Below are 26,758 nucleotides of genomic sequence, written 5' to 3'. Positions count from 1 at the left end.
TAGGAGTTCTACAATGTCAACAAAATTAGACGCACTTACTAAACTTAATTTTCAACCCGATAACATTAACACGGCGCCCTTACCTACTTCGAGTAAGCTAACGGAGTACCTCGTCTCGATAGTCGCCTCTCATATAGAGGACAATGACGCCTTAGTCGATGCATTAAACCAGAATGATAATATTCTATTATTCTTTAAAGATTCCGATTACAGCCGTGAATTTGGGGGATGGAGTCCAATTGAAATTAGTATCGAAAGAGAAAGTGGTGGACCTTGGCATTATAAATATATATTTGAAGGCGGTTTTGTACCAATAATGTACGAGTTTTTAAAAGATGGATTTTGGGTGAACGGCATGGAATTCAATTGCCATGCCACGTTTGATAATTGGGAAGAATGCTTTTTTAGCAACGTTGAAATGGAAGTGTTCGATCAAGTTATAGTCGTTCATCACTGATGAGGTTTTACCAAAGCCTTTTTTGATAAAAAGGTACATTATGCTCCATAAGCAACCTATGAGCATGTGCGAAGATATCTGCCCATATGCTGGTAAAGACTATCAACCACAATCGAATGAGCAGCAAAGTGCCGTAGCTACTCTATTAGGGCAATAGTACGATAAATAAATTACTTAGATCTAGAGATAGGGTTCTGCTCATTGAACAGCAGAGCCCCATCTTTATTAAGAAGCATTACTTAACGTTAATCCACCACTTCCTTAGTAAACAAGTCGACAACGGGAGACAAGTATACTTTCTGCTCTTTGACTTTGAACTCCTTAACATCAGTTACCAATTTTTCATCGGGTTGAGTCGCACTAAAATCTCTTTCAAGCACGTTGGGAGCAGGTTTTCCTGATTCTCCTCGGTATGAACGATACTTTTTAACCCTGACCGTCGATTTAAAATTAAGCTGAGCCATAAGCTAAGCCTTTGAACCGTTTTGTGGTTAAGCATGATCCTGATTTCATCGAAAACAATGCTCTCGGGTATAGATACAGCTTACATGACGACAATGATATTTATGCGGGAAAAGTGCATTTGATACGGATAGAATCGCCTCTGGACATAAAGAATTTTGCCATTTGTCATAGTGAAAAGCCCCAAATTAACAGGTTAACTTGAGGCAATTGAACCCTAGTTCTTAATTATGATCGATTGCCCAAAATGGCAAATAATTCTTTGACCAACTTGATGTGCGAGGCTTGTGCTGCACGCAGAATGACTCTAGGGTCATAATACTTTTTGTTCGGCTTATTTTCACCTTCAGGGTTACCTATCTGACCTTGTAGGTAGTCAAAGTTCTCTGCAATGTACTGACGAGCGCCGTCCCACGTTGCCCACTGAGTATCCGTGTCAACGTTCATTTTAATCACGCCGTACTCAATCGCTTCTTTAATTTCCGCCTCAGTTGAGCCGCTACCACCGTGGAATACGAAATCCAATGTGTTCGCTTCAAGACCGAACTTCTCACAAACATACTCTTGAGAGTCACGAAGGATTGTCGGGGTTAGAACTACGTTACCTGGCTTATACACGCCATGTACGTTGCCAAATGATGCCGCAATCGTGAAACGCGGGCTAATTGCGCTCAGCGTTTCGTATGCGTAAGCCACGTCTTCAGGCGAGGTGTACAGCATGGATTGATCTAGATGAGAGTTATCAATGCCGTCCTCCTCACCGCCAGTGCAGCCAAGTTCAATTTCTAGTGACATCTCAATCTTGTTCATACGCGCTAAGTATTTCGCTGAGATTTCGATGTTTTCTTCTAGCGATTCTTCAGACAAATCAATCATGTGTGAAGAGAATAGTGGTTTGCCCGTTTGAGCAAAGAACGCTTCACCTGCATCAAGCAGACCATCAATCCACGGTAATAATACTTTTGAAGCATGGTCAGTGTGTAGGATCACTGGAATGCCGTAAGCGGCTGCCACATCGTGTACGTACTTAGCAGCAATGGTTGCGCCTAAAATTTGTGCTGTGTGCTCTGGTAGTTTCAGGCCTTTACCTGCAAAAAAACTTGCTCCGCCGTTAGACAGTTGAATAATTACAGGTGAACCAATTCCCGATGCCGCTTCTAGTACCGCGTTGATTGAGTCGGTGTTCACACAGTTGATAGCAGGAAGTGCATATTTGTGCTGCTTAGCCAGTTTGTAAATTTTTTGTACGTCTTCGCCAAAAATCACACCTGGTTTAATGCCTAGATCTTGCCATTGTTTTGCTGTTGTTTCTAACGTGGTCATGTTACTTCCTACTTATGCTTTTAGTACAGAGTGTGCAGTGGTTAATACGTTGTCTAGTGTGAAACCAAACATCCTGAATAGTTCACCTGCTGGTGCGGATTCACCGAATGTTGTCATACCGATAATTTTTCCGTTGAAGCCAACGTACTTGTACCAGAAGTCCGCAATACCGGCTTCGATAGCGATACGAGCCGTTACGTCTGACGGTAGAACCCCTTCACGGTAAGCAGCATCTTGCTTGTCGAATGCATCTGTCGATGGCATAGAAACAACGCGTACTCTCTTACCTTCTGCTGTTAGTTGTGCCGCAGCTTCTACTGCTAGCTCAACCTCAGAACCCGTTGCAATAAAGATTAGCTCTGGCTTGCCTTCACTATCTTTCAGGATGTAACCACCTTTAGCGATGTTGGCAACCTGCTCTGCGTTACGCTCTTGCTGAGCAAGGTTTTGACGAGAGAAGATTAGTGCTGTAGGCGCGTCTTTACGCTCGATAGCCAGTTTCCAAGCTACTGCTGATTCAACCTGGTCACATGGACGCCACGTGCTCATGTTCGGCGTTAGACGTAGCGAAGCCATTTGCTCAACAGGTTGGTGCGTTGGACCATCTTCCCCTAAGCCGATAGAGTCGTGCGTGTAAACTTGGATGTTCTGAACTTTCATCAGAGCCGCCATACGCATTGCGTTACGTGCGTACTCCATGAACATTAGGAATGTTGCGCCGTAAGGAACGAAACCGCCGTGCAGCGCGATACCATTCATGATCGCCGTCATACCGAACTCACGCACACCGTAGTGGATGTAGTTGCCAGAGAAGTCGCATGCTTCAAGAGACTTAGAACCAGACCACATGGTTAGGTTAGAAGGCGCAAGGTCAGCAGAGCCGCCCATGAATTCAGGTAGGATTGCACCAAACGCTTCTAGTGCATTTTGAGATGCTTTACGTGATGCGATGTTTGCTGGTTTAGCTTGCAGGTTTGCAATGATTTGAGATGCTTTCGCTTCCCACTCTGCTGGAAGATCGCCGTTGATACGACGCTTAAGCTCTGCCGCATCGGTTGGGTAAGCTGCCGCGTATGCTTCAAACTTCTCGTTCCAAGCAGCTTCTTTCGTTGCGCCTGCTTCCTTAGCATCCCACTGTGCGTAGATGTCAGCAGGAACTTCGAATGGACCGTGCGCCCAACCGAGTGCTTCTTTGGTTGCCGCGATTTCATCAAAGCCTAGTGGTGCGCCGTGACAGTCGTGAGAGCCCGATTTGTTTGGAGAACCAAAACCAATGATCGTTTTAGTGCAAATTAGTGTAGGGCGAGGATCTGCTTTCGCTGCCTCGATTGCTGCGTTGATAGCTTCTACATCGTGACCGTTTACCGTAGGAATTACATGCCAGCCGTAAGCTTCAAAGCGCTTAGGCGTATCGTCTGAGAACCAACCTTCAACTTCACCATCGATAGAGATGCCGTTGTCATCCCAGAATGCGATTAGCTTACCTAGGCCTAGTGTACCAGCAAGAGAGCATGCCTCGTGCGAAATACCTTCCATTAGACAGCCATCACCCATGAATACATAAGTGAAGTGATCAACGATGTCGTGGCCTTCTTTGTTAAACTGAGAAGCAAGTGCTTTCTCAGCCATTGCCATACCAACCGCGTTAGTAATACCTTGACCGAGAGGACCCGTCGTCGTCTCGATGCCTGGAGCGTAGCCGTACTCTGGGTGACCTGGCGTTTTAGAGTGAAGCTGACGGAAGTTTTTAAGGTCGTCAATGGATAGCTCGTAACCGCTTAGGTGAAGCAGAGAGTAAATAAGCATTGAGCCGTGGCCGTTTGATAGAATGAAACGGTCTCGGTCAGCCCACTCTGGGTTTTGTGGGTTGTGGTTTAGATGACCACGCCAAAGTACTTCGGCGATATCAGCCATACCCATAGGTGCACCTGGGTGACCAGAGTTAGCTTGTTGAACACCATCCATGCTCAGTGCACGGATGGCATTTGCTAGTTGATTCTTCGATTGGTTTTCTTGGCTTGTCATTATGTTACCTTCAATATAATTCAGAAAATTCTTCAATACGGCTTTTGCCACGAAGCAATAAAAAATTAAGGAATCGAGAAGTTGATGTGGTTATGATCTTTTCTTCGCCAACCTCGTGTTTTTCTAGAAGTGCTTTCGCTAGATCGAGGCGAGCGATCTCTTCACAGAAATGCGCATCAGAACCTGTAGAAAAGTAAACGCCAATTCGCTTACCAAGCTCGACAATTTTTGAGCATCGCACATCACTTCCTTTTCGGCTCTTACCTGTCAGTGATGTGTTGTTCACTTCAATCGCGACATTGTGATCCTTTGCACACAGCAGAACCGCTTCCATATCAAACTGATAGTTTGGGTTCCCTAAGTGCCCCAACACATCAACTTTGCCGCTCTTAATAACATTCATTAACGCCTGTGTGTGTTCTTGTTCCGTCGAGGGCTTGAATACTGGTTCATGTAAGCTTGCAATAACCCAGTCTAAATGTTGGTAAGAAGATGGAGCAAGATCCAACTCACCTGCAATGTTAAGCGTGTTAGCTTCCACACCGCGCAAAATACCAACATCATGAAGAAAGCGGGGCAAAATCCTTTGGTTGTTGAAAAACCAGTAGTGGGGGGCTCCCGGCATTTCAGGAGCATGATCCGTTGTACAAAGGAGTTTTAGCCCCTTATTTTTTGATGCTAGAGCATTCTCAATAATGGTGCTATAGGCATGGCCACTTGCCAATGTATGGGTATGGCTGTCGACAACAATCTCCATCATGACCTCCTAACTTGTTTAATTAATTTCAAACGAACCGTCTTGGTTCATATACAGAGTCAGATCAGCCTTAATCGAATGGTTTAATACTTTAGCCACGTTCTTGGAATCCGACTTTTCGTAAAAATCTTGTGCCGCTTCCGGAGTTGAGCCGCCACGAATTTTTCGGTTAACAAGGCGCTCTTCCAGAAACTTGGGATCGGTATCGATAAAGATAGTGAAATCCGCCAACTCATGTAACCCATTCCAAACAGGCTCATCTAGCAACAACCAATTGCCCTCAATCACCACGATCTCTTCATTGACGGCTATCGCATTATCTACTGGGTCATGAAGGTTGCGGTCATAATATGGCCACATTGGGTCTTTGATCTTAAGCTGTTTAAGTTTTTCAATCAGTGACGTTAAATTAAAGGTTTCGTAAGCCCCTTTAATGGTGCGAAGTTTAATTTTTTCATCTCCTCGAACGATATAGTTTGAATCCAATATTTCGTTGGGATAATGAAAGCCATCAAATGGCAAAACTTGAAGTGGCTGACAATTCGCTTCTGTCTGTGACAAATGCTCCCAAAACGCGGCTAACGTCGATTTGCCACTACCAGGAGGCGCAGCTAAGAAGATGACCGTTCGATCTTTTTTCTGTGTGTAGAGCGAGGTAAATTTTTCAACCAGCGGTTTATGAATAAGCTCAATGTCGCGATCGGGAAAAACTGCTTCTGTTTCAAAGCCACTGACGTTTAATGACACTTGCATGCTAACAACCTTAATTTAGTATTTCTTTCTCAACAGTTTCTAACAGGCTTTCACAAGATAGTTTGAGAACCGTCTTGATAAGCGACTCGTAGCGAGCTTTAGAAAATGCATCGAATGACGAAAATTTCAATTGATTAATAGAGTCTAAATAGATGTTGTTTTCAGCTTTGGAGAATATTGACTGATTACAAATAAAGTCGTAAATCATGTCATCATCAAATTGAATCGCGTGAGGTTGCTTGGTAACAAACCCATGCATTTGTTCGAACAATCCAATATCGGCATAAGTTTCCAACGATATTTTTCCCATGGCGAACATCAATTTTGACACCACATCAATCTCGACCAAAGGGCCATTTTCTTTAAGGAGAGGCGTCACCGCATACTCTATAACCAACGGATCTTGCACAAACACCCTTGGGAGCAGTTGCTTTAGCTTTGAGTTGATCAGTTTATGAGATGCTTTAATGGAACAAGTCGCATTGGCGCACTCTTCTAGAGTATCTAATAATTCTTCTTGGACTGTAATATCTAACTTCCTCATGCATTGTGGTAGCAGGCTAGCTACCACAATATCAATTGTCGATTAAGCCGTTAAATTCACGTCGTAGAACTCAAGCAGGGCTTTTTCTGCCTGTTCATTCCATACGTAATTGTTAACTTTAACAATAGCGTCAAGTTCGTTAAAAAACGGATCAACATCCGCTAAGGTATGGAACTCATCTATCGCTGTTAGTGGCATATCTATATGAGGGTAAATCAATTTCTTGCCACCTGGAAGATCCAGCTGATTCAAAATGGTATGTGGCGCGGCTTCAAGGCCACCGATGTGCGTTAACATGAACGATGGGTTGATCTTGCCTGCTTCTGACAGCTCTACTGACTCAATCAAATCACCTGTTGAACCACCAGAGGTACCGACGATATGCGTTGATTCGTAGTGAACGTTGTAGAAATTAAACGGTACTTTGAATTGTTTATCCGTAGGACCAGCAAAGAAGTTTAAACAGCCATCATTACCAAGTAGCTCATCGGCTTGCTCTAGCACCTGTGCAACTGCAGCGTATACCATGACATCGTCATAGCCTTTATCTTTATTCAAACTTTTTAGGTAGGTAACCGGGTCATCAACTTTAGCAGTATTCACATAATGTAATTCAATACTGTTTTCCGCAGCTTTTGATACTGGAATAAGGCTTTCAGCGCGCGCTAGACGTGCTTCATCAATGTCAGTCACTACAATCAAGCTTGGTTTCACAGGTCCATTAATCGCATAATCAATCGCGCCGATGCCCATAGGGCCAGCACACGCAAGTAAAGCGAGTGAACCACCTTCTTTAATACCCATTTGATGCTCATAGACATATTGCGTTGTATGGTAGCTCGCATGGAATGCACCAATAATGCAAGACATTGGCTCTGCTAACGATGCATTTGCGTAATATGGGCTTTTGTATGGGAGGACACAATCAAGGTCAATCGCCACTTTCGGGATAATCGAGTAAGTCGCATTCCCGCCAAAGGTTTCGTAGCTATAGCCTGCTGAGTAGCCAGTTGGTAGACCCATTGCAGGTTGCAGTACAAATGGTTCGCCCGGCTTGAAGCGATCTTTTAGATTAGCGCCAACTTCAACAATCACACCCGCATATTCGTGGCCTGTCATCACTGGCACTTCAGAGATGTTGTCAGGAACTCGCTTATGATTGCTACCTAGCAGTGCTGCTTTGTAAGTTGAGAGGCAAATACTATTAGAAATATTTTTTACTAGCAGTTCATCATCCGAAATCTTTGGTAGTTCAAAGGTTCTAAGTTGAACGTCTTTCTCACCACAAATAACTGCTGCAGTTGTTTGAACCATGATTTTATCTCCGAAAGGTGGGGCCATGACCTGGCCCCAAAATTTAAAATTTAAGCTTGTTGACCGATTGTATCCATTAGCGTGTCTAACGCTGGATCGTGAAGGAAGTTCTTAATTGTTACTACTGGTAGCCCTGTAGCTTTGATTGCACGACTCTCTAGACTTTCGTGAGTAACCACCACATCGGCATGACTCGGCACTTTCTCAATCGCGTAGTTTTTCACTTCAACTTCGTAGCCTGCTTTTTCGAGCTTGCGTTTGAACGTTGAAGCGCCCATGGCACTTGAACCCATCCCTGCATCGCATGCAAAAGCTACAAATTTGATATCTTTCGCTTCAGTTTTCGCTGCTGAAACAGGAGTTTTAGCCACTGAACCTTCTGCTTTCATGTCTTTCATGTCAGTCATCGATTGTTCGAACTCATCTTCAGTCTCTTCCTTCTTGCTCACTTTTAGGATTGCACTTGCCACTAGGAAAGACACTATCGTTGCTGTTGCTACACCCACGATGGTTGCGAAGAAGCTGCCTTTTGGTGTTAGAGCTAAGTAAGAGAAGATTGAGCCAGGGCTCGGGCCAGCAACCAGACCACCATCAAGCAGGTTGAATGTTGCGATGCCTGTCGCTGCACCCGCAATCATCGCGAGAATCATGATTGGCTTCATTAAAACGTATGGGAAGTACAACTCATGGATACCACCAAAGAAGTGAATGATGATTGCACTTGGTGCTGACTTCTTACTTAAACCTTGACCGAACTTAGCGTAAGCCAGAAGCATACCTAGACCAGGACCAGGGTTAGACGCCACCATAAAGAAGATAGATTTGCCCGTTTCCGCCGCAGCTTGCAGGCCTAATGGATAGTAGATACCTTGATCAATAGCGTTGTTCAGGAACAGAACTTTTGCTGGCTCGTTAATAATCGCAAGTAACGGTAGAAAACCAGTTTCCACAAGCGCTTCTATACCCGATTTAACGAATAGGTTCGCTGCAGTCACAGCAGGGCCAACAATCGCGTAAGCAAACAGACACATCAACATGCCGAAGATACCTAGCGAGAAATTATTTACCACCATCTCGAAGCCTGAAGGGATCTTGTCTTGTAGACGTTTATCGATTTGAACGATTACCCAGCCACTCAATGGGCCCATAATCATCGCACCTACAAACATTGGAATCTCGGCGCCAGCGATAACCCCCATGGTACCGATAGCACCCGCTACCGCCCCACGCTTATCACCTACAATTTGACCACCGGTGTAACCGATAAGTAGTGGCAGTAAGTAAGTTATCATTGGGCCGACTAACTCACCGAAATATTCGTTAGGCATCCAACCCGTTGGAATAAATAATGCAGTAATAAAGCCCCACGCAATGAAGGCTCCGATATTTGGCAAAACCATCGCGGTCAGATGACCACCGAAGGCTTGTATTCTAGCTCGTAAATTTGTAGACACGTTATATTCCTTATACTAGGTTATTATTAGTAACTCTTGATTATTTCAAGTACGTCTTGTTTTGATGAAGAAGCGGCCAGTTTGGCAATATTTTCCTCATCACAAAGCATTTCGCTTAATGCTTGAATCACTTCAATGTGAGTATCTGAATCTTGTGCTGCTAGGGTCAGTAATACATGAGCAGGTCCCATATCTGAACCGAAGTCGACTGGGCTAGAGAACACATGGATACCAAGACCTGTTTTTAGGACCCCAGCCTCTGGACGAGCATGAGGCATTGCAATACCTGGACAAAGCACGTAATAAGGTCCATTATCATGCGTTGACTGAATGATCGCATCCGCATAATTATCGGTTACATATCCTTTATCCTGCAAATAACGCGTCGTTTCTTTAACTGCGTCTTCCCACTGATATTCTGAGTGGTTAATAACGTCAATTAAGTCATGGTCAATAAGGTCATAAAGCATAATAAATCCCAGTTATTCGTGTTCGTGGTTATTAGGATTATTATCAATGGAAATATTTAGTTAAGAAAGTAGCCAGGAAGTGTGATGCGGATCGCTAGTTATCCCTAGTCAAGTGGTTTTAATGTGCAAAGTTCACGCATTTAACCTGAAATAAAATTACAAAATATATTTTAATGACAAGTCAATAGCCATTACTTGAAGTTGGTCTCATTATGAATAATATATTGAAATGCCATTAATGTGATGAAGGGCATGTTATTGATATTGAATTAATCACCAGTGTGATAAAAGTGTCATTGATTTCGCATTCAATCAGTGAGTTTTTCGACGAAATAAGTGATATCGATCTTGTGTGTAACTTGCACAATGCTATTTTGTAAGTGAGTTTCAGAATTCGCTGCCAATAAATCTATAAACCATCCACTTTTCATCATTTTTCAGAGAATATAAATAAAGGGCTGACGACTCACATTGGACTTTTCGCGGAAATGCCCCCCCCTAAAAGGGAATCCTCGCCTGTGCCGTTTGATTAATAGCTCGTTACATTGTGTGAGCCTACCTTGAAAAGGACAGGGAAGGCCGCCATACACACACCACCAAGACAATGTAGATGCCATTACAAATACTACCAATGCTTGACGGTGACGAATGCTTTGCTCCATTTTCGTTTCCAGACAGCGTCGACAGAGCGCTATGTGCCAGCATCAAGTTGGGGATATCATTGAAATTCAAACCATTACGAATAAAGGCATAGCGTCAGCTAAAACAGCGTCAATTGTTTATTGTTCATGGCTAAAGATAAACTTATTTACCTTGATTCATCTAAAATTTGTCAAAGCACTCTCAAGGGTATCCAATTGGTGCCTATTACAGCATTGATGTTGTAATAGGAACCTTGCTAAAAAGCATTACTTAACGTTTATCGTGCTCCCAATAAGCAATCGCTTAGGGTTCGATATCTGCGGGTTAAGTTGTGTTAAAGCATCGATTGTCATTTGGTACTCTTTCGCAATGCTATATAACGTATCGTTTTCTTTTATGACGTAACGCTTACTCTTCTGCTCTTTCTCTTTTGCTTGGTCAGTCAGGAGTTTATTGGTTTGCTGGTTCGCCATTTGAATAGCGCGCTCTTGCTTTTGCGTCTTTTGCTCAACTCTTTCGATTTGAGATTCAAGTTGAGTAATTTGTTGCTGTTGTTTTTCTTGTGCTGCGATTAGTTCATCATTAGACGCACAACCACTCATGGCAAGTGCTGATAACGTTGTCATTGATAAAGCGATAGACTTTAAGTTCATACGGTAACCTTTAGTTATTTAATTGAATGCTTATTATCTAAAAGCCATAACGCAATGCAAACAAGATCGACTACGCTTCCAAGGGCTGGGCTAAATGTATCAAATTGACTTGCCTTGACGTAATGATGATTGATTCTAATTTGTTTTTTGTGTAGAGAAAGAGAGTTACCATATTGCGATGGTTCTTCGTTGGGATATAACAACTACCATTTAATAGTTTGTGTGGAGCAATTAACTATCAAGGTAGAATTTCGAATTATCATGGCGCTAATTGAGCGCTATCGAATTAAAGCATTGAGTTATATCTCCACACTTTTCCACCCTGCGAAGGATACCCTCTTTAATAATTCAGGCCTCGTTGAATAGATAAAATGAATACAAACCTTAAACACTACCAAGCCCTTGATGAGCTTGTAACCAATGCACTCCTCGCGCTGTATTGCACCATGAGTCAACAAGGCGGATTTTGGACAGTAAAAAGAAGAAATGAACAGTTAGTGAAATTCATCAAACCCAAAGTAAAACAACCTCAGTTCTCAACCTGTAAAAATGAACTCAAAACGATGCTCAGCATTGGTCGTAGTCCAACTGGTAACCTTGAACATAAACTGTGGGATGTGAATCGACTCAATCTTGAGTATCAATCCAAATTCTCACAAGCTGATGAGCTCTATATCATGTTAACGGGATTATTTGAGCGACATCAATTCCCATCGATGTTGGAAGCACCAGAAAAAGAATTAGAACAGGACACTATTTACCTGAAAGAAAAAAACGTAGAGCAAGGCTTTGATGACGATAACAATCAAATTAAGCCATTAGCGATGACCGTAAAAACCCATCGATTGGAAGTGTTAACCGAAGCACTGCAAGCCAATGGCATTTATCGTGTTGACATTAACGGTATGGATGAAGATGGAGCCACTCACCTTTTACTGTATAGAAAAGAAATGAATGGTAGAGACTGAATTCATTAAGCGTCAGACGGTTACTCTTTTTTACCTTGGGTATATCGATGTGCCACTAAGTAGCCCTCTTCAACCTTAATCGAAAGCTTTCCTATATGGCAACGGACTCCAAAGCTTGTGTGGCCCAATAAATCATAAAGGGATTGAGCTTTCTCTATACGCAATTCAGGCTTACGCATGAATTTTTTGAAGTTGGCGTTCACGAGGCTAGGTTTTGACATGGTCTCTTTGAAAATATCGTGAAGATGAATAAAAGTTATCAGCTTAGCTTTTTAGTTATCAATGCACCAACCCTTTCATACCAGACGAATCATGCATTAACAGCACATATCGCTGGCAAGAACATCTATCAATAAGCATCGCCCACAGTCTTACGCTCACAAGTGATTTGCCATGCAGAAGTCAAACACCGTCCACATGACAAATTTGAGATTATGGATTCAGTGCATCTTTCAGGGCTTTACCCGCTTTAAAGGTGGGTGACTTACTGGCTGAAATTTGAATTGGCTCACCCGTTCTTGGATTGCGCCCAGTACGAGCTGCACGCTCTGTAATTTTAAAGGAACCAAAACCAAGAAGCGCCACCTCTTCACCTTGCGCTAGAGACTGTTCAATCCCACTGGTAATAGCATCCAGTGCATCGTGCGCTTGCTTTTTGGTGATGTCGGCTTGCTCTGAGATAACATCGATAAGTTGGGTTTTATTCATTTGAATGTCCTATGGTTGTTTTAATCGTTTAAAGCTCGAACTGTTTATCAAATTCTTGTTGCTCTTGCCACTGTTCAATTTTCTTACGTGTCTCATGGGCTGTGACATCACTCTTTACACGCTTTAGCTTTGGTACGCTCTCTACGTCTTTCTTAATCTTAGTTTTCTTTGTCATGACATTTCCCTCCGCCAACAAACGGCATTAATGTTTCCACACTCTAGGGTTCGGCCCAAAGCGGTTGTGATAAGGCTCCCCTTTCTTTAAAAGACCATAAAGCAAGAATAACGTTCCAAGTACCGGAACCAGCCCCATGAATAGCCACCTAAAAGAATACTCAGAATCATGAAGGCGTCGACAAGAAGAGGTGATGAGAGCTGGATAAGTCATTACGACATAACCTAAAAGAGCCGCTTCGCTGAACCAATAGGAAACCACGCCATAAGCCAAGAATAAAGTGATGAGCACATGAATGATGAGAAAGTACCAGAAGCTTCGACGAGTTAATCGTCCATTAAGCCGAAAACTGTGTCTTAGTACTTTTAGATACTCCACCACCTTCCCCTCTTAAAAATTCCCATAAAAATCAACTTGCTTTAGATAGAATAGCACCATGGCATCATGTTGCATTGATTAAAGTGACAGGGCGACTGGCTGTGACAGCTCTGTCACTTAGTTCATCTTAAACCGTTAGCTAATGGGAGTGAGCAATGGTAAATGTGATGTCTATTCAATCAATTTAATATATCAACCATGGATGAGCCGACAAGATATGGGATAATATTACTCTCATTACCTTATTTCTCAGCCAGGACGGACTTTGGGCTACAAAACGGTTGAACTCATTCACTTGATGACACACGAATTTCAACAAGTCGAAGGTGACTTTGAATCCTTATCTGAGCGTGAGTTAAAAGGTGTCATCCCCTCTGCGATGGGCTATCGCCCATTCATCGAGCAATTAAAACAAGGTCACCTGCTGCTTCTTAATGACTCTCCACAGGCTCCGTTGCTAATGAAGGATAATAACGCATTAGGCAGCGCGACTTGGGGGTTTAATCCCCATGTCAGTAATAACATTGAACCAGCCGCTCAAAAAGCGTTACTGGCACGTACACAAATGAGTGGTGGCACGTCAAGTGGCACTCAAAGCAAAAGCCTTCATCCTCCTTTACCGATGCCCACTTACATCCCTGAGCGGCCTCGCCCAGATTATTCAGACGAGCCGCCTTCGCTAAAATACGAATACAATATTGATATCGCTTGCTCTCACGATGCCTTTCATCGCAATGTTGGCTGCTCCTTTGCTCTGGCTAAAACAAAAAAAGAAGCCATGCTCGGTCGCTGGAATGAAAGCAAAATAGAGGAAGGGACTCGTTACACTTTGCTGACGGCATTTGATGAGCCTAAAAAGCTGGTGGGACAAGTCGCTTCAATCTCAATGGGTATTTCTCCTAACCAACCCGTAAAAATGAGAACGATAGGAAGCGGTGTCGCCTTAGAGGGCTTTATTCCTGTCACACCCGCCGTGCAATTGGGCGAGCGTTTAGGTTACCCAACAGAAGGTTTTTATTATCACATTCATGACGGCAAACTGATTCAAGAGTACCGAATCCTTGGGGATAAAAAGTGGAGTTTTTATGCCACTCGCTCTATGCACCATCGTCTTGACTCCGAGAGAGGCTATAACATTGACCAAACCGCTATCTTGGTCTTTTGGAAGCTCAAGGGGAAAGTGATTGAGAATCAACACCTGATTTATCTCGATAGGCAAATCACTCGGGATGAGCTTGATAGTTTAAATGATGAATGGCTTGATGAGCATGGTATTCTATTAGACATCCCTGAGTTACTTACTGCGACGAAAAAGCCTATCCAGACACGCAATGACTTTATGGCAACGAAAGAAGAAACCCAGCCTCTCCCTCACCACATTGTTCAAACAGACCCAGAAACAGGGCAGCGTGAAACGTGGATGAGCATTGCACAAAAGTATGCATTAATGCCTAAGACGCTACTGACACTCAATCCACAGTATGATGCTGACCCCATGTCATTGGCCGTTGGTCATTCACTCAACGTCACTCACAATACGGAAGACCCGAAAGCAAAACCCTCGTTTTTCGCTAGTCCACCAGCAAAACCAGAAAAAGTGAATCAGCCATCAAATGCGTATTATGAATTCACGGAATCTTACCTTGCTGACACGCACGTTAAAGCGATTAACCATGAACACTTGATTGAAAAAGACATCCCAATCGTCAACTTGAAAGAAGTGACACCGAGTAAGGTGTTTGCGAAATCTTGCCAACTACCGCAAGGTTGTATTGACGCAGGCGTTATAGAAGAGCCCATTCAAAACTTTGGGCCTTGGTCATTCTTTTTTGGACAAGCGCAAGCTCATCCATTGGCTATCCCTGCTATTCAGGCCACACAGGCTCAAATGGCGATGGGGGCGACCGCCTCTATGGCAGGACAACCTAAAACGAGTGCATCAGACTCTACAGCCACTGAACTCGAAAAGCTGGCGGGCACTTTGAAAGATAAGCTGGTGGAGAGCTACCGCTGGAAAGTCGATGGGATCAGTGCGTTATTTGCTATGCAGCAGTCTTTGTTAGGGGATGGTACGCAGTATAGTGATAAGGAATTAAGGCAGCTCAGCACGGTGCAAAGTCGACTTCGTGTTCACATTACAGAGCCGAATAAAGATGAATACTACCCGAATGTGAAAGCCTACCATGTTGATGATACGCGCATTCCAGTGAAGTACGTCGCGCAAGATGATAATAATCAGCTCTCCGTTCAGCTAGAAAACGAGGGACCCATTATTTATTGGACGCCAGCAGACAGTGGCGACCCAAATTGGCAGAGCACACCCAGTCAAGATGATGGTTTTGAACTGGAAGATATACGAGTCACGCCGATTCATTCTGATGAAACGCCAGTCACCGTCACTCCAATGCCAGAAGAGAAAGATTGGCGTGATGCGATTTTGGTGTTTCCTGAGAGTTCTGGGATTACACCACTTTATGTAGTTTATAAAGAGAGCCCAAGAGACAAACCGGGAACAGTCACAGGACATGGTGAAGATATTGACGGGATATGGCTGGAAAAAGCGAGCGAAGGGCTAGGCTCACCGATTCCATCTCAGGTTGCCGATAAGCTAAGAGGGCGAGAGTTCAGTAACTTTGACGCATTCAGGAAAGCTTTCTGGATAGAAGTTTCTAAGGATACTATTCTAAGTATCCAATTTAACTCACAAAACCAAGTGCGAATTGGTCTAGGGTATGCCCCCAAAACAAGAAGCAAAGATAAAGTAGGCAAGAGAAAGTCATTTGAATTGCATCATCTAGATGAAATTCAAAATGGTGGTAAAGTCTACGATTTAAACAACTTAAAAGTGACTACCCCTAAAAATCACATTGCAATCCATAAAGGTATAAAGTGAAAAAAAAGATGATAACAGACTATAGTGAGACAGAATTCCTAAATTTTGTTGAAGATATTTTCAAATCAAATGCTTCAGATTCTGATGATATTCTTGATGAACGGTTAGAGCTATTTGAAGAAATAACAGAGCACCCTGATGGAACTGACTTAATTTACTACCCCAAAAACCTTGGAGATGACACTCCAGAGAATATCGTAAAAATAGTTAAAGAGTGGCGGTTAGCACAAGGGCTTCCTTGTTTTAAGGACTCTTAATTAGCAGTAACAAACGATAGATGTATTTCATGCAAATCAAAAAAGACGGTAAAGGTCAATTGTATATAGAATGGCAACAAGCCGCTGGTGGCTATAAGCGTGCTTGGGTTCAGCACAGAGAGCCGGATAGAGATTGGGCCAACACGCCAAAAGGGCGTTACTTAAATGTGGTTCGTATTGCTGAATTAGGTGCAGGCCCAGCAGGCAATGCTACGGATTTTCCTATTTTTAGCTCTCTTTCTGATGAACAGATCCTCATTGCTTTTGTTACCTCTGTTTCTGCGATTACTGGTTGTGCTCTCAAGGATGAATGACTCTTATGCTACTGAGCATGATTTAGTAGGCATTTGGAACTACACAGTTAGAGCATTCGGAGCTGATTTGAACCATGAATTACGGTCTTGCTTCGACATATCCCGAACATCTGTTTAGCCACGCAGTCTAGATAGTGGGTCGTCTCCTCCGTTTCAGATTGATCAATTTGATAAAATCATCGACTGACAGAGACAACCTTCACAAGCATCATTGTCTACCAGACAATTTTCCCATATTCTCTCACCACTAAAACCATCAGTAGAATTGGCGAGCGAAGAAAGACTTCCTAGTTTCAAAGTCGGTGGATTTTGGTGTTTAAGAGTGAAGCTCTTGAAGCCTGATACCAGAGCAAGAAGCTCAGGTTTAACTGAGTCTCTAAACACAATATTACTTACATGTGCCGACTTTTTTCTCGATGTCGGTCAATAGTTGAAATGAATTGAGCAGAATATGAATAAGCAACAATTAGCGGCAAAAATCTGGGAATCAGCGAACCAGATGCGTTCAAAGATCAAAGCAAACGAATACAAAGACTACATCTTAGGTTTCATCTTTTATAAGTACCTCAGCGATCAACAGGTGCAGTTTGTCACCAAAGAAGGGATGACGTCTGATGAAATCAAAGTGCTAACAGAAGAAGACGCTGAAACAGTCAAATACATTCAAGATAACCTTGGCTATTTTATTGCTTACGACAATCTGTTTTCAACGTGGGTTGATCAAACGTATCCCTATGAACGGTCAGCAAGGCTATGACGTTCTGGGTTACATCTACGAGTACCTGATTGAAAAGTTTGCGGCTAATGCGGGTAAAAAAGCCGGAGAGTTTTATACGCCTCATGAGGTCTCGGTTCTCATGTCGCACATCATTGCTCATGAACTCAAAAATAAAGACACCATTGAGAAGCCTGTCATAAAAATCTTAGACAAGCTATGACGTGGAGCCACTAGTATATATGACAGAATCGCTTGGTGATCACACCTGTAAGTCACTTTTGGACATTTTTGAGTTAAGACTTTTGGGGCACTCTAACTTTTCGGATTACTTCAAGTATTGCAAGTATGCGGCCAGCCTACGTGCAACTAGCCAAGTTTCCTTATCCACTGTAGTGGTTACGCTCTTAGTTATGCCAGCGATTCACTAGCAGGAGTCCAAGCAAACCATCAAATAAATGGGCAGCTCATCATGGGTTGCCCATCTGATCTAAGCCTCTATTTTGGGCTTGGTTCATGGAGAAAGTGGTAGATATACGTTAGATTATAATGAATCGCCAAACACTAAGCGCTCCATGAAAAAGTACCAAGAACTTGTTCAAGATATAATCAGTAAGATTTGCCAAAATATTATTGATGTAAAATTACCCTCAGAAAGAGAATTAGCTGAAAAGTACGATATTTCCCGCTTCTCGGTGAGAAAGGCAATGTCTAAACTTGAAGCAATTGGTATGGTTAAATCAAAAGCAGGCTCGGGGTATTATGTAAATACGTCGAGTGTAGATTCACCATTAATATACAACTCAGTAACTGAGAATAAATTTGGTGAAATTTCTTATAAGAAAATAAAATTGAATAAGAGATTACCGACCATACATGAAATGCAAGCATTCTCGATTGAAGAAGATGAATATATTTGGAATGTGAAACGCTTAAGGTTAATTCAAGGCAAAGTCACCCAGATTGAAGAGGCGAGGCTACCCGTGAAATTATTCCCAGTGGTGAACGATACTATTATCGAAAGCTCTCTTCAGAAGCATGCACTTTCATTAGGGTTGGAAATCGATAGCTACCTCACGACCTACCAAGCGATCAGTGTTTCAAAGGACGACGCAGACTTGTTGGGATGCAAGCGTTCGAGTTCAGCAATGAACATCACCAACCGTGGTTTCCTCACTTCTGGTGAAGTGTTTGTCGTCAGTGACATTATTGATATCAACTACCAGTGTACCTACCACACCAAGTTTAATCCTGAGAGTTTGAATTACCGAGATCAAAACGACCGCGATTAGCGGTCGTTTTTCTATTTAGGTAGAGTGGGTCGATCGTTATGGCGTATGAATAGTACCATCAGGCAGTCGGCTCTGAGTCCACTCATGTGGGCGATAAGTGACAGGGAAGTCTTGTGCAGCCTCTTGGTTCATTTCAACCCCGTTCCCCGGCAGCTCTGATGCGTACAAATAACCATTAATAGGCTCGGCAGCATTAGGGAATACCGCTTGTGTATTAGCATTATATTCAACGTGCTCTTGAATCGCAGCGTTATGCAGGTGCACGTTTAAGTGAGTATTCACTGCTGCGCCAATTGGTGTCATATCTGGTGGGCAGTGCCATGCAATGCGCACTCCAAAGCTTTGGCATAGGTGACCCAGTTTCAATGCCGGAGTAATCCCCCCAATCTGAGATACATGGCATCGAATGAAGTCGATACGGCGATTAATGATCAGTTGTTTCCACTCTTCAGGGTTGTTAAATAACTCCCCTAACGCTAGCGAAACACTGGTTTGACTGCGAAGATTATCCAGCCACTCAGTTTGGTTTGGTGGCAATATATCTTCAATAAAATATGGCGTGTACTGTTCTACTCGTTTGGCAAATTGAATTGCTTGATTTGGGAACAGGCGTTCATGGACATCGTGAAGAATGTGGAATTGATTTCCATACTTTTCACGCAAGCATTTGAACATCTCAACCGTGTTTTCCATATACTGGTCTTGGTCGTAGTAAGACCCTTCGGTTGGGTTATTTGCCGTGTGGATATTTTCTAGCACACCACCATAAAAACCTAACTGGCAGCGAATATGTTTGTAGCCCTGCGCTAGGTATTTTTCAACCTGCTCATACAGCCCTTCCATTGTATCGCTTGTTGCATGGGTATAGACCTGAATAGCATCACGAGCTTTACCACCAAATAATTGATGCAGCGGCATGTTGGCTAATTTCGCTTTAATATCCCACAGCGCCATATCAACGCCTGAAATAGCATTATTGATTACTGGTCCATTACGCCAATAAGCGTTAACCATCATCATTTGCCATAGGTCTTCAATATTATTAGCGTCTTTACCAATTAATAACGGTTTGAGATATTCATCAACCATTGCTTTTACCGCCAATGGTCGTTGCTGGAAAGTCGCACAACCAAAACCTTTCATCCCTGATTCCGTTTCCACAATAACGGTAATCAGGTTGTGTCGGTCAGGTTTGGTTATCACACACTCAATATTTGAAATGATATTTTTATTCACTTTAAAACTAGCTCGGTCAACAGGATTTATTTTATATAAGCGTGAAAAAATGCAGATTTCAAGTGGTAAATTATACTAAAAATTAAGTGGTTCGATCCTGTTTCGAATTAGGATAAAAAAACGAACCAATTGCTAAAAAACGGCCAAAATTAATTTTTTAGCTGTTTTAATGTGAGTTTTATCACTGTTTTGTCGATTGGATAAAAACGCTCAATCGCTAAGATTATCGCAATAAATGAGCAGACCAACACATAGGAATGTATGATGCAATTGACAGAAACTAACATGGCTATAGGCGATAATGCGCCAGGGAAAGCAGACAGCTTTAGCATGAAATTACAAGAATTGGTTGCAGCCCTTGGCGGTAACGAAAACATCGCAAACATCATTCACTGTATGACTCGACTGCGTTTTAAATTGGTCGATGAGTCAAAAGCGAATAAAGAAAAACTCGAAGCCATTCAAGGCGTGAAAGGTGTGGTTCTCGCACAAGGTCAAACTCAGGTGATCATCGGCGTTGAAGTCGAGAAATGGTACCTAGCGCTATCCGGTGCAAGTGCAGCGCCAGAAGACGCAGAGATTGAACAAGAAAAAGGTAAACTGTTCCAAAACGCAATGCGTATCGTCGCGGGCATCTTTGGTCCGGTCGTTCCTGCCATTGCCGGTGCAGGTATGTTGATGGGCCTATTATCAGGGCTTATTGCGACCAATGTGATTTCGGAATCTTCCGATACCGTGTTCTTCTATCGCTCTATCTCTGTGGCTGTGTTCTTCTTTTTGCCTATGCTGGTTTCGTTCTCAGCAGCCAAAGTGTTCAAAGTGAATGAGTACATTGCATTGGCGGTTGCAGCGGCAATGATGTCTCCAAAGCTAGTAGAAAAGGCTGCCTTACTGTCTGATGCAGGCAGCAAACCCGAGCTTAACGTGTTTGGAGTGGTGCCGATTGAGCTAATGAACTACGGTGGAGCGATTGTGCCAGCGATCCTTGCGGTCTGGGTGCTATCTAAGATCACTCCGATGGTGGATAAGCTGGTTCCGAGCTCAGCTAAACCGGTATTTACGCCACTGCTAGCCTTTACCGTCACATCAACTGTTGTCCTTTCACTGGTTGCGCCTGCTGGCATGTGGGTAAGTAATGGTGCTGGCTGGGTGGTTAGCTCTCTACTAGAAATCTCACCAACTTTGACTGGTTTTGTGTTCGGCTTAACTCGTCCAATTACGATTGTGTTTGGTATTCACCACAGCATGACGCCAATCAGCCTAAATAACTTTGCGCTTTACGGAAAAGACCTGTTAATGCCAATCATGTGTCTGGGTAACCTAGCAATTGCAGGTGCAACGATGGCGATTTGGTACAAGCAGCGTAACAGTGTGTCTAAAGAGCAGTCTTCAATGACGGTAGGTTCTGGCGTGACAGCGATTCTAGGTATTACTGAGCCAGCACTGTTCGGTACGCTGACTAAATACACCAAAGCGCTGTTCATGGCGAGCTTGGCTACCGGTATTATGGGCGCTATCTCAGTAACTATCGATACGCACCTAACAAGTTACATTCTATCGTCAGTATTCAGTCTTCCTGCGTACTTAGCGAGCGGTACACAGAACTTTGTTCAAGCTGTGATGGGTGTGATTGGTGTGTTTACTCTGTCATTTATCCTGACCATGATGTTTGTTCGCTTAGACAACAAATAATCCTTCAATAAAACATCAGGCCTGTTCAGCTTAGGTTGGCAGGCATGACTTGCTTAAAGAAATAGTGCGATGAGGACAATTGCCATCATTGGGGAATGCATGATTGAACTGAACGGAAAACCGTTTGGGGAGATGCAGCAGACGTTCGGTGGAGACACCTTAAACGCCGCGATTTATCTATGCTGAAGTCAGCGACACTCAACCTCTGAACTGTCGGTGAAGTATGTCACGGCTATGGGAAGTGAAGCTCTTAGCCAAGAAATGGCGGCTCGCTGGAAGCAAGAGGGCGTTGATACCAGCTTAGTTCTTATCGATACCAAGCGTTCACCGGGTCTGTACATGATTCAGCTCGACGTGCATGGTGAAAGAACCTTCTTGTATTGGCGAGACTTACGCCATGATCAAAGCACTGAACAAACTTACAGGGCTTGGTATGCCTGAAACTCAGTGTGTTGTTTAAGAATTGACTAACATGGGGCTATAATGCCTTCTCACTGAATTAAGCAACAAAGCCCCAACACGCGTCTACAACCTTTTTTAGCGATATGAGGTTAGTGAATTCGTCTCACTGTATGCAAGTTAACCAATGAATTTGTATTAGCTGAGATTATCCGATTTTTTTCGTATTATGAACACTTGTAACACTGTTTTGTCCAAAACGTTACAGTTGGCATTTTCTAAATCGAAAATGCCCCAAAACGTTTTAGTTAAAAGTATCAATAACGCCTTATAATTGCCTAAAAGCTTTACAGACACACGTTTATCCCTACAAAAAATTTTTACAAATACGGAAGCTTGCATTAGGCTAAATTGTAGGGTGCTACAATCTCTCGATTACAACGACTGAGTTCATTTCTGACAAAGATTTCTATGTTACAACCTACTGTGTATAATTGCGGTAGTTACTCAATTTAAGGCAAACACTGTAGTAAAATGTTACCTAAAAAACAGGATGCTCCCCGTGATATGCAAGTGGGGATGAACTTCGATACAACTAAGCACGGACTTGTAACAGTAATTGACTATTACAATACCCATACTGTAGTTGTTGCATTTGAGAATACTGGCAATATCAGAGCAACGACCGCTGCAAAACTTCGCAGAGGTGATGTTGTTGACCGCAATGTACCTGCACAATCTTCAATGGTTGGCAGCAAAATCATGTCATCTAGCCATGGCGAATTAACCATCATCAAGGTTGAAGCAAGTAATATTGTTGTGCTTCAGAGTGAAGATGGCGAAGAAATAAGAATGCTGATGGCGAAAGTAAAGAAATTCCAAGAAACATACGCACAATTGCATAATGAAGCATCGGATGATTCTGAAAATAAGCCAAAGTCACTCGATTCCCTGGTGAAAAGAAGCAAGAAAACAAAAGATGTAAATAAAATACTCAACAATATACTTAAAAATTATGGGGAGTAAATACTCCCTTTTCTATTTAATATATTCGCCCTCCTCTTTATTTCCTAAATAACTCTCCAAATAATTAATAATTCTTGCGTGATCAGCGTCAAAGTTTTATTTTTCGCTTAAATTAATGTGATAGCGCTCACAAGGTAAAAGTGCTTTTGTGAGATTAGTCTCTATTGATTTTTGTATTCTTCGTTATTATTGCCCTCATCAACAACGGAGATAAAGCATCTCAATAAATAACCCTAGCGAGAAGTAGATTATGAAAAAAATTATGGTTGTATGTGGTAACGGTCTTGGTACTTCACTAATGATGGAGATGGCGGTTAAAGAAGTTGCCGCTAAGATTGGCCTTGAAGCAGAAGTAGATCATGAAGATCTATCGTCAGCGGCATCAAGCTCTGCGGACATCTGGGTTGCAGCAACAGACGTAGCGAACCACCTGGCTGAAGCTGGTAAAGAAAACATCGTTAGCCTTGCAAATATCTTCGATAAAAACTCAATCGAAGAGCAACTTAAAAAACTTTCTTAATAGAAAGCTCTTAATTTAATAATTATTAAAACCAATGCCATTAAAATAGTTTAATGGTACTAGATTCTTACAATCTATATTTACTGATCCATTTATAAAGTTGGAAAAAATAATGACTAACTTCTTTGAATTTATGCTTGGCTTATTAAAAGAGCCAGCGATCATGGTAGGCTTAATTGCATTTATCGGCCTTGTTGCACAAAAAGCAGATATTTCTACCATCCTTAAAGGCACCATTAAAACCGTAATGGGTTTCCTAATCCTAGGTTTTGGTGCAGGTGCACTGGTTGGCGCACTTAACCACTTCTCTGTTGTGTTTACCGAAGCGTTTGGCGTAAGCGGTGTTATTCCTAACAACGAAGCAATTGTTGCACTAGCACAAGAAGTATTCGGTTACGAAATGGCACTGATCATGTTCTTCTCATTCGTTGTGAACATCGTACTGGCTCGTATTACTCCGCTTAAGTTCATTTTCTTAACGGGCCACCACACTATGTTCATGTCTATGCTAGTGGCGGTCATCCTGTCGACAGCCAACATCACTGGTACTGCACTTGTAGCAATTGGCTCAGTGATCGTTGGTTCACTAATGGTTATCATGCCGGCTATCTCTCAGAAGTACACTGAGAAAGTAATGGGCACAGACCAACTAGCAATGGGTCACTTCTCAACATTCTCTTACCTAGTTGCAGGTTTCATCGGTGAAAAATTCGGTGACAAATCTAAATCGACAGAAGACATCAATGTTCCTAAGAGCCTAATGTTCCTGCGTGACACACCAGTAGCAGTAGCAACCACAATGGCACTGTTCTTTATGATGGCTTCTATCATCGCTGGTGGTGACTTTGTAGAAACAGTATCAGGCGGTCAAAACTGGGTAGTATTCACATTCATGCAGTCGCTAACGTTTGCAGGTGGTGTATACATCGTCCTACAAGGTGTGAAGATGCTTATCGCTGAAATCGTACCAGCATTTAAGGGGATTTCTGACAAGCTAGTACCAGGTGCACGTCCTGCTCTTGACTGTCCAATGGTATTCCCTGTGGCACCAAACGCAGTTCTAATCGGTTTCCTTTCTTCATTCGCAGCAGGTCTAGTTGCAATGGGTATTCAAGGTATGTTCGATTGGACAATCATCGTAGCTGGCGTAGTTCCTCACTTCTTCGTAGGTGGTGCGGCAGGCGTATACGGTAACGCAATGGGTGGTCTACGTGGTGCAGTACTTGGTGCTTTCGTACAAGGTCTGTGTATCTCGTTCCTACCAATGCTTCTTCTTCCTGTACTAGGTGGTCTTGGTCTTGAAGCAACAACGTTTGCTGACTTTGACTTCGGTGTTGTTGGTCTAATTCTAGGTTGGATTGTATCGTGAGTATTATGAATCTAATTGGCGATAACATCGTTATCGCAAATGACAAAAATCTTTCAGTAAACGATGCTCTAGACATCACATGCTCTAAGCTGATTGAACAAGGTAAAGTTGAAACGTCTTACTTAGACGCTATTAAAGCAAAGCATAACGAAATTGGCGCTTACTACGTGCTAGCACCAAAAATCGCAATGCCACATGCTCGCCCAGAAGATGGGGTTAACGAAGCGGCTCTGCAAATCACAGTGTTCAAGAACGGTGTTGATTTAGAGTCAGAAGACAACGGTGACGTATTCTTCTCAGTAACGCTGGCAGCAATGGACTCAGATAGCCACATTCAAACGATTGTTGCCTTGTCTGAACTGTTCCAAAACGATGACGACATTGATGCAATCATCGCAGCAGAAACTGAATCGGATATTCGAGCAATCCTCGAAAAATACTAGCCCAAGCTACTTCCCCCGTAGGTAGCAAAGCCCTCGGCTCCGAGGGCTTTTTTTAGCCCTAAATTTCAACATTTGGCTAAATATTGAACCCAAATCTAAATAATTTGAGCCTCCATGAAGCTCAAATAACAAGAATAAGTGAAGCGAACGATGACCAACAAACTAGAACAACTACGCAAATTTACGACAGTGGTAGCGGATACAGGTGAGTTTGCTCTTTCATTGTGTAACGCCCCTTCGGTTACGCCCATCCCCTCGAGATCGGTATTACCACTAAAAGCTCTAGGAGTTTAATTTTCCGAGTAAGGGTGGAGAGCCCACTTTAGACGTTTCGCTGAAATGCTCCCCTTAGACGAGAGAATGAACTTTTCGGTAAATTTGCGCAACACTCCTTCAACCCTCACATTACATTGATGTAAGCAATTCTGTCGCACTTCACACCTCGGAAACTGGTTTGTCAGCACCTGTTTTATTTGAATCATTTATCTGGTTAGCTAAGTGTGTGCCCTTTTTAACGTCACTACCAGAGGAAATAAGATTGCCACGCAAAACCCTCTTTACGTTATCGGAACGTGAAACATTAACTGCATTTCCTCAAGAGCACCATGATCTTGTCCGAGATAATCAAGTGGGCTTTATGACTGAGTTGAACGTCGCCATACAACCACTCAGCGCAATGAGCATCAGAGGCCGCGATGATACAAGATAGACATCCACACTCATATCACATAGTGAGCGACGAGCCTTGCGAGCAAGAAGTTGCCCAGCCTGAGCAAGAAGTTGCCCGAATCGAGCAAGAAGTTGCCCAGCAAACCAAGCCCTCCTGTAAGTTGTTGATTATATTGAAATCTAATTTTGGCATACGTTATGCATTAACACGTCGTCAACTCAGTAAATAAATAAAGGAAATACACTATGCCAACGCCATGTTATATCTCTATTCAAGGTGAAATTCAGGGACTCATCACATCAGGGGCGTGCACCTCTGATTCTATCGGCGACTCTTACGTTGAAGGGCACGAAGACGAAATGCTGGTTCAAAAGTTCGAGCATGTCATTTCGGTTCCAACGGACCCACAATCTGGTCAACCTTCTGGTCAGCGTGTGCATAAGCCGTTTAAATTCACCGTGTCTTTAAACAAATCGGTGCCACTGCTTTACAATGCCCTCTCTTCAGGCGAGAAAATGAAAGAGGTCGAGCTAAAATGGTATCGCACATCCATTGAAGGTAAACAAGAGAACTTCTTTACCACCAAGCTTGAAAACGCCTCTATTGTCGACATCGAATGTGAAATGCCACACTGCCAAGACCCATCCATGTCCGATTTCACTCAGAACCTGACCGTGTCAATGTCTTACCGCAAAATCACGTGGGACCACATTAACGCAGGCACATCAGGCTCTGATGATTGGCGTAAACCTATCGAAGCCTAATTTAGGCCTCTCCCTCAGGTGCCACCTCTTCGGTGAGCATCTGAGACTGTTAGCCTTACATGACTGAACGCTCAGTCATGTAAGG

Annotated in this window: 28 protein-coding genes and 3 pseudogenes; 16 read left to right on the top strand and 15 right to left on the bottom strand. The window is 42.9% G+C overall.

Annotation, left to right across the window (positions count from 1 at the left end; all coding sequences use genetic code 11):
• Positions 1-13 precede the first annotated feature (13 nt).
• A complete protein-coding gene (locus QF117_RS20360) occupies positions 14-457 on the top strand; it encodes a DUF2787 family protein (protein WP_282387914.1) in 444 nt (147 codons plus the stop codon).
• 251 nt (positions 458-708) lie between these two features.
• Here QF117_RS20360 and QF117_RS20355 read toward each other — a convergent pair.
• The 10 genes and pseudogenes from QF117_RS20355 to QF117_RS20310 all read right to left on the bottom strand — a co-directional run.
• Positions 709-924 (bottom strand): annotated as a pseudogene (locus QF117_RS20355) (IS3 family transposase); the annotation flags it as partial.
• A 223-nt stretch (positions 925-1,147) separates the two neighbouring features.
• Positions 1,148-2,242 (bottom strand): class II fructose-bisphosphate aldolase, encoded by a 1,095-nt coding sequence (gene fbaA / locus QF117_RS20350; protein ID WP_282387913.1) that lies wholly within the window; start codon positions 2,240-2,242, stop codon positions 1,148-1,150.
• Between the two features lie 12 nt (positions 2,243-2,254).
• Positions 2,255-4,267 (bottom strand): transketolase, encoded by a 2,013-nt coding sequence (gene tkt / locus QF117_RS20345; RefSeq protein WP_282387912.1) that lies wholly within the window; start codon positions 4,265-4,267, stop codon positions 2,255-2,257.
• A 10-nt stretch (positions 4,268-4,277) separates the two neighbouring features.
• Positions 4,278-5,024, bottom strand: a complete 747-nt coding sequence (locus QF117_RS20340; protein WP_282389534.1) for a phosphatase — start codon at positions 5,022-5,024, stop codon at positions 4,278-4,280.
• Positions 5,025-5,042: 18 nt separating this feature from the next.
• On the bottom strand, positions 5,043-5,777 hold the full coding sequence (locus tag QF117_RS20335; protein WP_282387911.1) for a nucleoside/nucleotide kinase family protein: 735 nt from the start codon (positions 5,775-5,777) through the stop codon (positions 5,043-5,045).
• 10 nt (positions 5,778-5,787) lie between these two features.
• The gene (locus tag QF117_RS20330) at positions 5,788-6,306 is read right to left on the bottom strand and encodes an MltR family transcriptional regulator (protein WP_282389533.1); all 519 of its coding nucleotides are present in this window, start codon (positions 6,304-6,306) and stop codon (positions 5,788-5,790) included.
• Between the two features lie 57 nt (positions 6,307-6,363).
• Positions 6,364-7,635, bottom strand: coding sequence for a zinc-binding dehydrogenase (locus QF117_RS20325; RefSeq protein WP_282387910.1), 1,272 nt, complete (start codon positions 7,633-7,635; stop codon positions 6,364-6,366).
• A 50-nt stretch (positions 7,636-7,685) separates the two neighbouring features.
• On the bottom strand, positions 7,686-9,089 hold the full coding sequence (locus tag QF117_RS20320; RefSeq protein WP_282387909.1) for a PTS mannitol transporter subunit IICB: 1,404 nt from the start codon (positions 9,087-9,089) through the stop codon (positions 7,686-7,688).
• Positions 9,090-9,115: 26 nt separating this feature from the next.
• Positions 9,116-9,559: a PTS sugar transporter subunit IIA gene (locus QF117_RS20315; RefSeq protein ID WP_282387907.1), complete on the bottom strand. Its 444-nt coding sequence runs from the start codon at positions 9,557-9,559 to the stop codon at positions 9,116-9,118.
• A gap of 908 nt (positions 9,560-10,467) precedes the next feature.
• Positions 10,468-10,854: a LysM peptidoglycan-binding domain-containing protein gene (locus QF117_RS20310; protein ID WP_282387906.1), complete on the bottom strand. Its 387-nt coding sequence runs from the start codon at positions 10,852-10,854 to the stop codon at positions 10,468-10,470.
• Between the two features lie 371 nt (positions 10,855-11,225).
• Here QF117_RS20310 and QF117_RS20305 point away from each other — a divergent pair, with 371 nt between their 5' ends.
• Positions 11,226-11,822, top strand: coding sequence for a DUF2913 family protein (locus QF117_RS20305; protein WP_282387905.1), 597 nt, complete (start codon positions 11,226-11,228; stop codon positions 11,820-11,822).
• A gap of 20 nt (positions 11,823-11,842) precedes the next feature.
• Here QF117_RS20305 and QF117_RS20300 read toward each other — a convergent pair whose 3' ends face one another.
• The 4 genes from QF117_RS20300 to QF117_RS20285 all read right to left on the bottom strand — a co-directional run bounded on the left by QF117_RS20300 (position 11,843) and on the right by QF117_RS20285 (position 13,083).
• Positions 11,843-12,043 carry a hypothetical protein gene (locus QF117_RS20300; protein ID WP_282387904.1) on the bottom strand — a complete coding sequence of 67 codons (201 nt, stop codon included), beginning with the start codon at positions 12,041-12,043 and terminating at the stop codon, positions 11,843-11,845.
• A gap of 211 nt (positions 12,044-12,254) precedes the next feature.
• Positions 12,255-12,530 (bottom strand): HU family DNA-binding protein, encoded by a 276-nt coding sequence (locus tag QF117_RS20295; protein WP_282387903.1) that lies wholly within the window; start codon positions 12,528-12,530, stop codon positions 12,255-12,257.
• A 28-nt stretch (positions 12,531-12,558) separates the two neighbouring features.
• Entirely contained in the window at positions 12,559-12,705 is a 147-nt protein-coding gene (locus QF117_RS20290) for an adenosine deaminase (protein ID WP_282387902.1), read from the bottom strand.
• A 27-nt stretch (positions 12,706-12,732) separates the two neighbouring features.
• Positions 12,733-13,083 (bottom strand): DUF805 domain-containing protein, encoded by a 351-nt coding sequence (locus QF117_RS20285; protein ID WP_282387901.1) that lies wholly within the window; start codon positions 13,081-13,083, stop codon positions 12,733-12,735.
• A gap of 265 nt (positions 13,084-13,348) precedes the next feature.
• On the opposite strand from QF117_RS20285, the gene QF117_RS20280 reads away from it, so the two are divergent.
• The 5 genes and pseudogenes from QF117_RS20280 (at position 13,349) to QF117_RS20260 (ending at position 18,554) form a co-directional block, all read left to right on the top strand.
• Entirely contained in the window at positions 13,349-15,976 is a 2,628-nt protein-coding gene (locus QF117_RS20280; RefSeq protein WP_282387900.1) for an S-type pyocin domain-containing protein, read from the top strand.
• On the top strand, positions 15,973-16,233 hold the full coding sequence (locus QF117_RS20275) for a bacteriocin immunity protein (protein WP_268665526.1): 261 nt from the start codon (positions 15,973-15,975) through the stop codon (positions 16,231-16,233). Before QF117_RS20280 ends, QF117_RS20275 begins: the two co-directional genes overlap by 4 nt.
• A 29-nt stretch (positions 16,234-16,262) precedes the next feature.
• Positions 16,263-16,547, top strand: coding sequence for a hypothetical protein (locus QF117_RS20270; protein ID WP_282387897.1), 285 nt, complete (start codon positions 16,263-16,265; stop codon positions 16,545-16,547).
• 451 nt (positions 16,548-16,998) lie between these two features.
• Positions 16,999-17,452: pseudogene (locus tag QF117_RS20265) on the top strand (type I restriction-modification system subunit M N-terminal domain-containing protein); the annotation flags it as partial.
• Positions 17,453-17,837: 385 nt separating this feature from the next.
• On the top strand, positions 17,838-18,554 hold the full coding sequence (locus QF117_RS20260; protein ID WP_282387896.1) for a GntR family transcriptional regulator: 717 nt from the start codon (positions 17,838-17,840) through the stop codon (positions 18,552-18,554).
• A gap of 36 nt (positions 18,555-18,590) precedes the next feature.
• Here the strand turns inward: QF117_RS20260 and QF117_RS20255 are convergent, their stop codons facing one another.
• Positions 18,591-19,790 carry an enolase C-terminal domain-like protein gene (locus tag QF117_RS20255; RefSeq protein WP_282387895.1) on the bottom strand — a complete coding sequence of 400 codons (1,200 nt, stop codon included), beginning with the start codon at positions 19,788-19,790 and terminating at the stop codon, positions 18,591-18,593.
• A 264-nt stretch (positions 19,791-20,054) separates the two neighbouring features.
• Here QF117_RS20255 and QF117_RS20250 point away from each other — a divergent pair, with 264 nt between their 5' ends.
• The 9 genes and pseudogenes from QF117_RS20250 (at position 20,055) to QF117_RS20210 (ending at position 26,673) form a co-directional block, all read left to right on the top strand.
• Positions 20,055-21,482, top strand: coding sequence for a PTS transporter subunit EIIC (locus tag QF117_RS20250; RefSeq protein WP_282389532.1), 1,428 nt, complete (start codon positions 20,055-20,057; stop codon positions 21,480-21,482).
• 69 nt (positions 21,483-21,551) lie between these two features.
• Positions 21,552-21,872: pseudogene (locus QF117_RS20245) on the top strand (PfkB family carbohydrate kinase); the annotation flags it as partial.
• Positions 21,873-22,415: 543 nt separating this feature from the next.
• Positions 22,416-22,907, top strand: coding sequence for a hypothetical protein (locus QF117_RS20240; RefSeq protein ID WP_282387894.1), 492 nt, complete (start codon positions 22,416-22,418; stop codon positions 22,905-22,907).
• 250 nt (positions 22,908-23,157) lie between these two features.
• Positions 23,158-23,427, top strand: coding sequence for a PTS sugar transporter subunit IIB (locus tag QF117_RS20235; RefSeq protein ID WP_282387892.1), 270 nt, complete (start codon positions 23,158-23,160; stop codon positions 23,425-23,427).
• A 112-nt stretch (positions 23,428-23,539) separates the two neighbouring features.
• Positions 23,540-24,796 (top strand): PTS ascorbate transporter subunit IIC, encoded by a 1,257-nt coding sequence (locus QF117_RS20230; protein ID WP_282387891.1) that lies wholly within the window; start codon positions 23,540-23,542, stop codon positions 24,794-24,796.
• Positions 24,793-25,239, top strand: a complete 447-nt coding sequence (locus tag QF117_RS20225; RefSeq protein WP_282387890.1) for a PTS sugar transporter subunit IIA — start codon at positions 24,793-24,795, stop codon at positions 25,237-25,239. The genes QF117_RS20230 and QF117_RS20225 overlap by 4 nt, the downstream gene beginning before the upstream one ends.
• Positions 25,240-25,777: 538 nt before the next feature.
• Positions 25,778-25,948, top strand: a complete 171-nt coding sequence (locus tag QF117_RS20220) for a hypothetical protein (protein ID WP_282387889.1) — start codon at positions 25,778-25,780, stop codon at positions 25,946-25,948.
• On the top strand, positions 25,935-26,138 hold the full coding sequence (locus QF117_RS20215; protein ID WP_282387888.1) for a hypothetical protein: 204 nt from the start codon (positions 25,935-25,937) through the stop codon (positions 26,136-26,138). The genes QF117_RS20220 and QF117_RS20215 overlap by 14 nt, the downstream gene beginning before the upstream one ends.
• Positions 26,139-26,154: 16 nt before the next feature.
• Positions 26,155-26,673 carry an Hcp family type VI secretion system effector gene (locus QF117_RS20210; RefSeq protein ID WP_282387829.1) on the top strand — a complete coding sequence of 173 codons (519 nt, stop codon included), beginning with the start codon at positions 26,155-26,157 and terminating at the stop codon, positions 26,671-26,673.
• Positions 26,674-26,758: the final 85 nt, after the last annotated feature.

Source organism: Vibrio sp. YMD68 (genome assembly GCF_029958905.1).
Taxonomy (GTDB): domain Bacteria; phylum Pseudomonadota; class Gammaproteobacteria; order Enterobacterales; family Vibrionaceae; genus Vibrio.
This window is presented reverse-complemented; position numbering and strand designations above follow the sequence as displayed.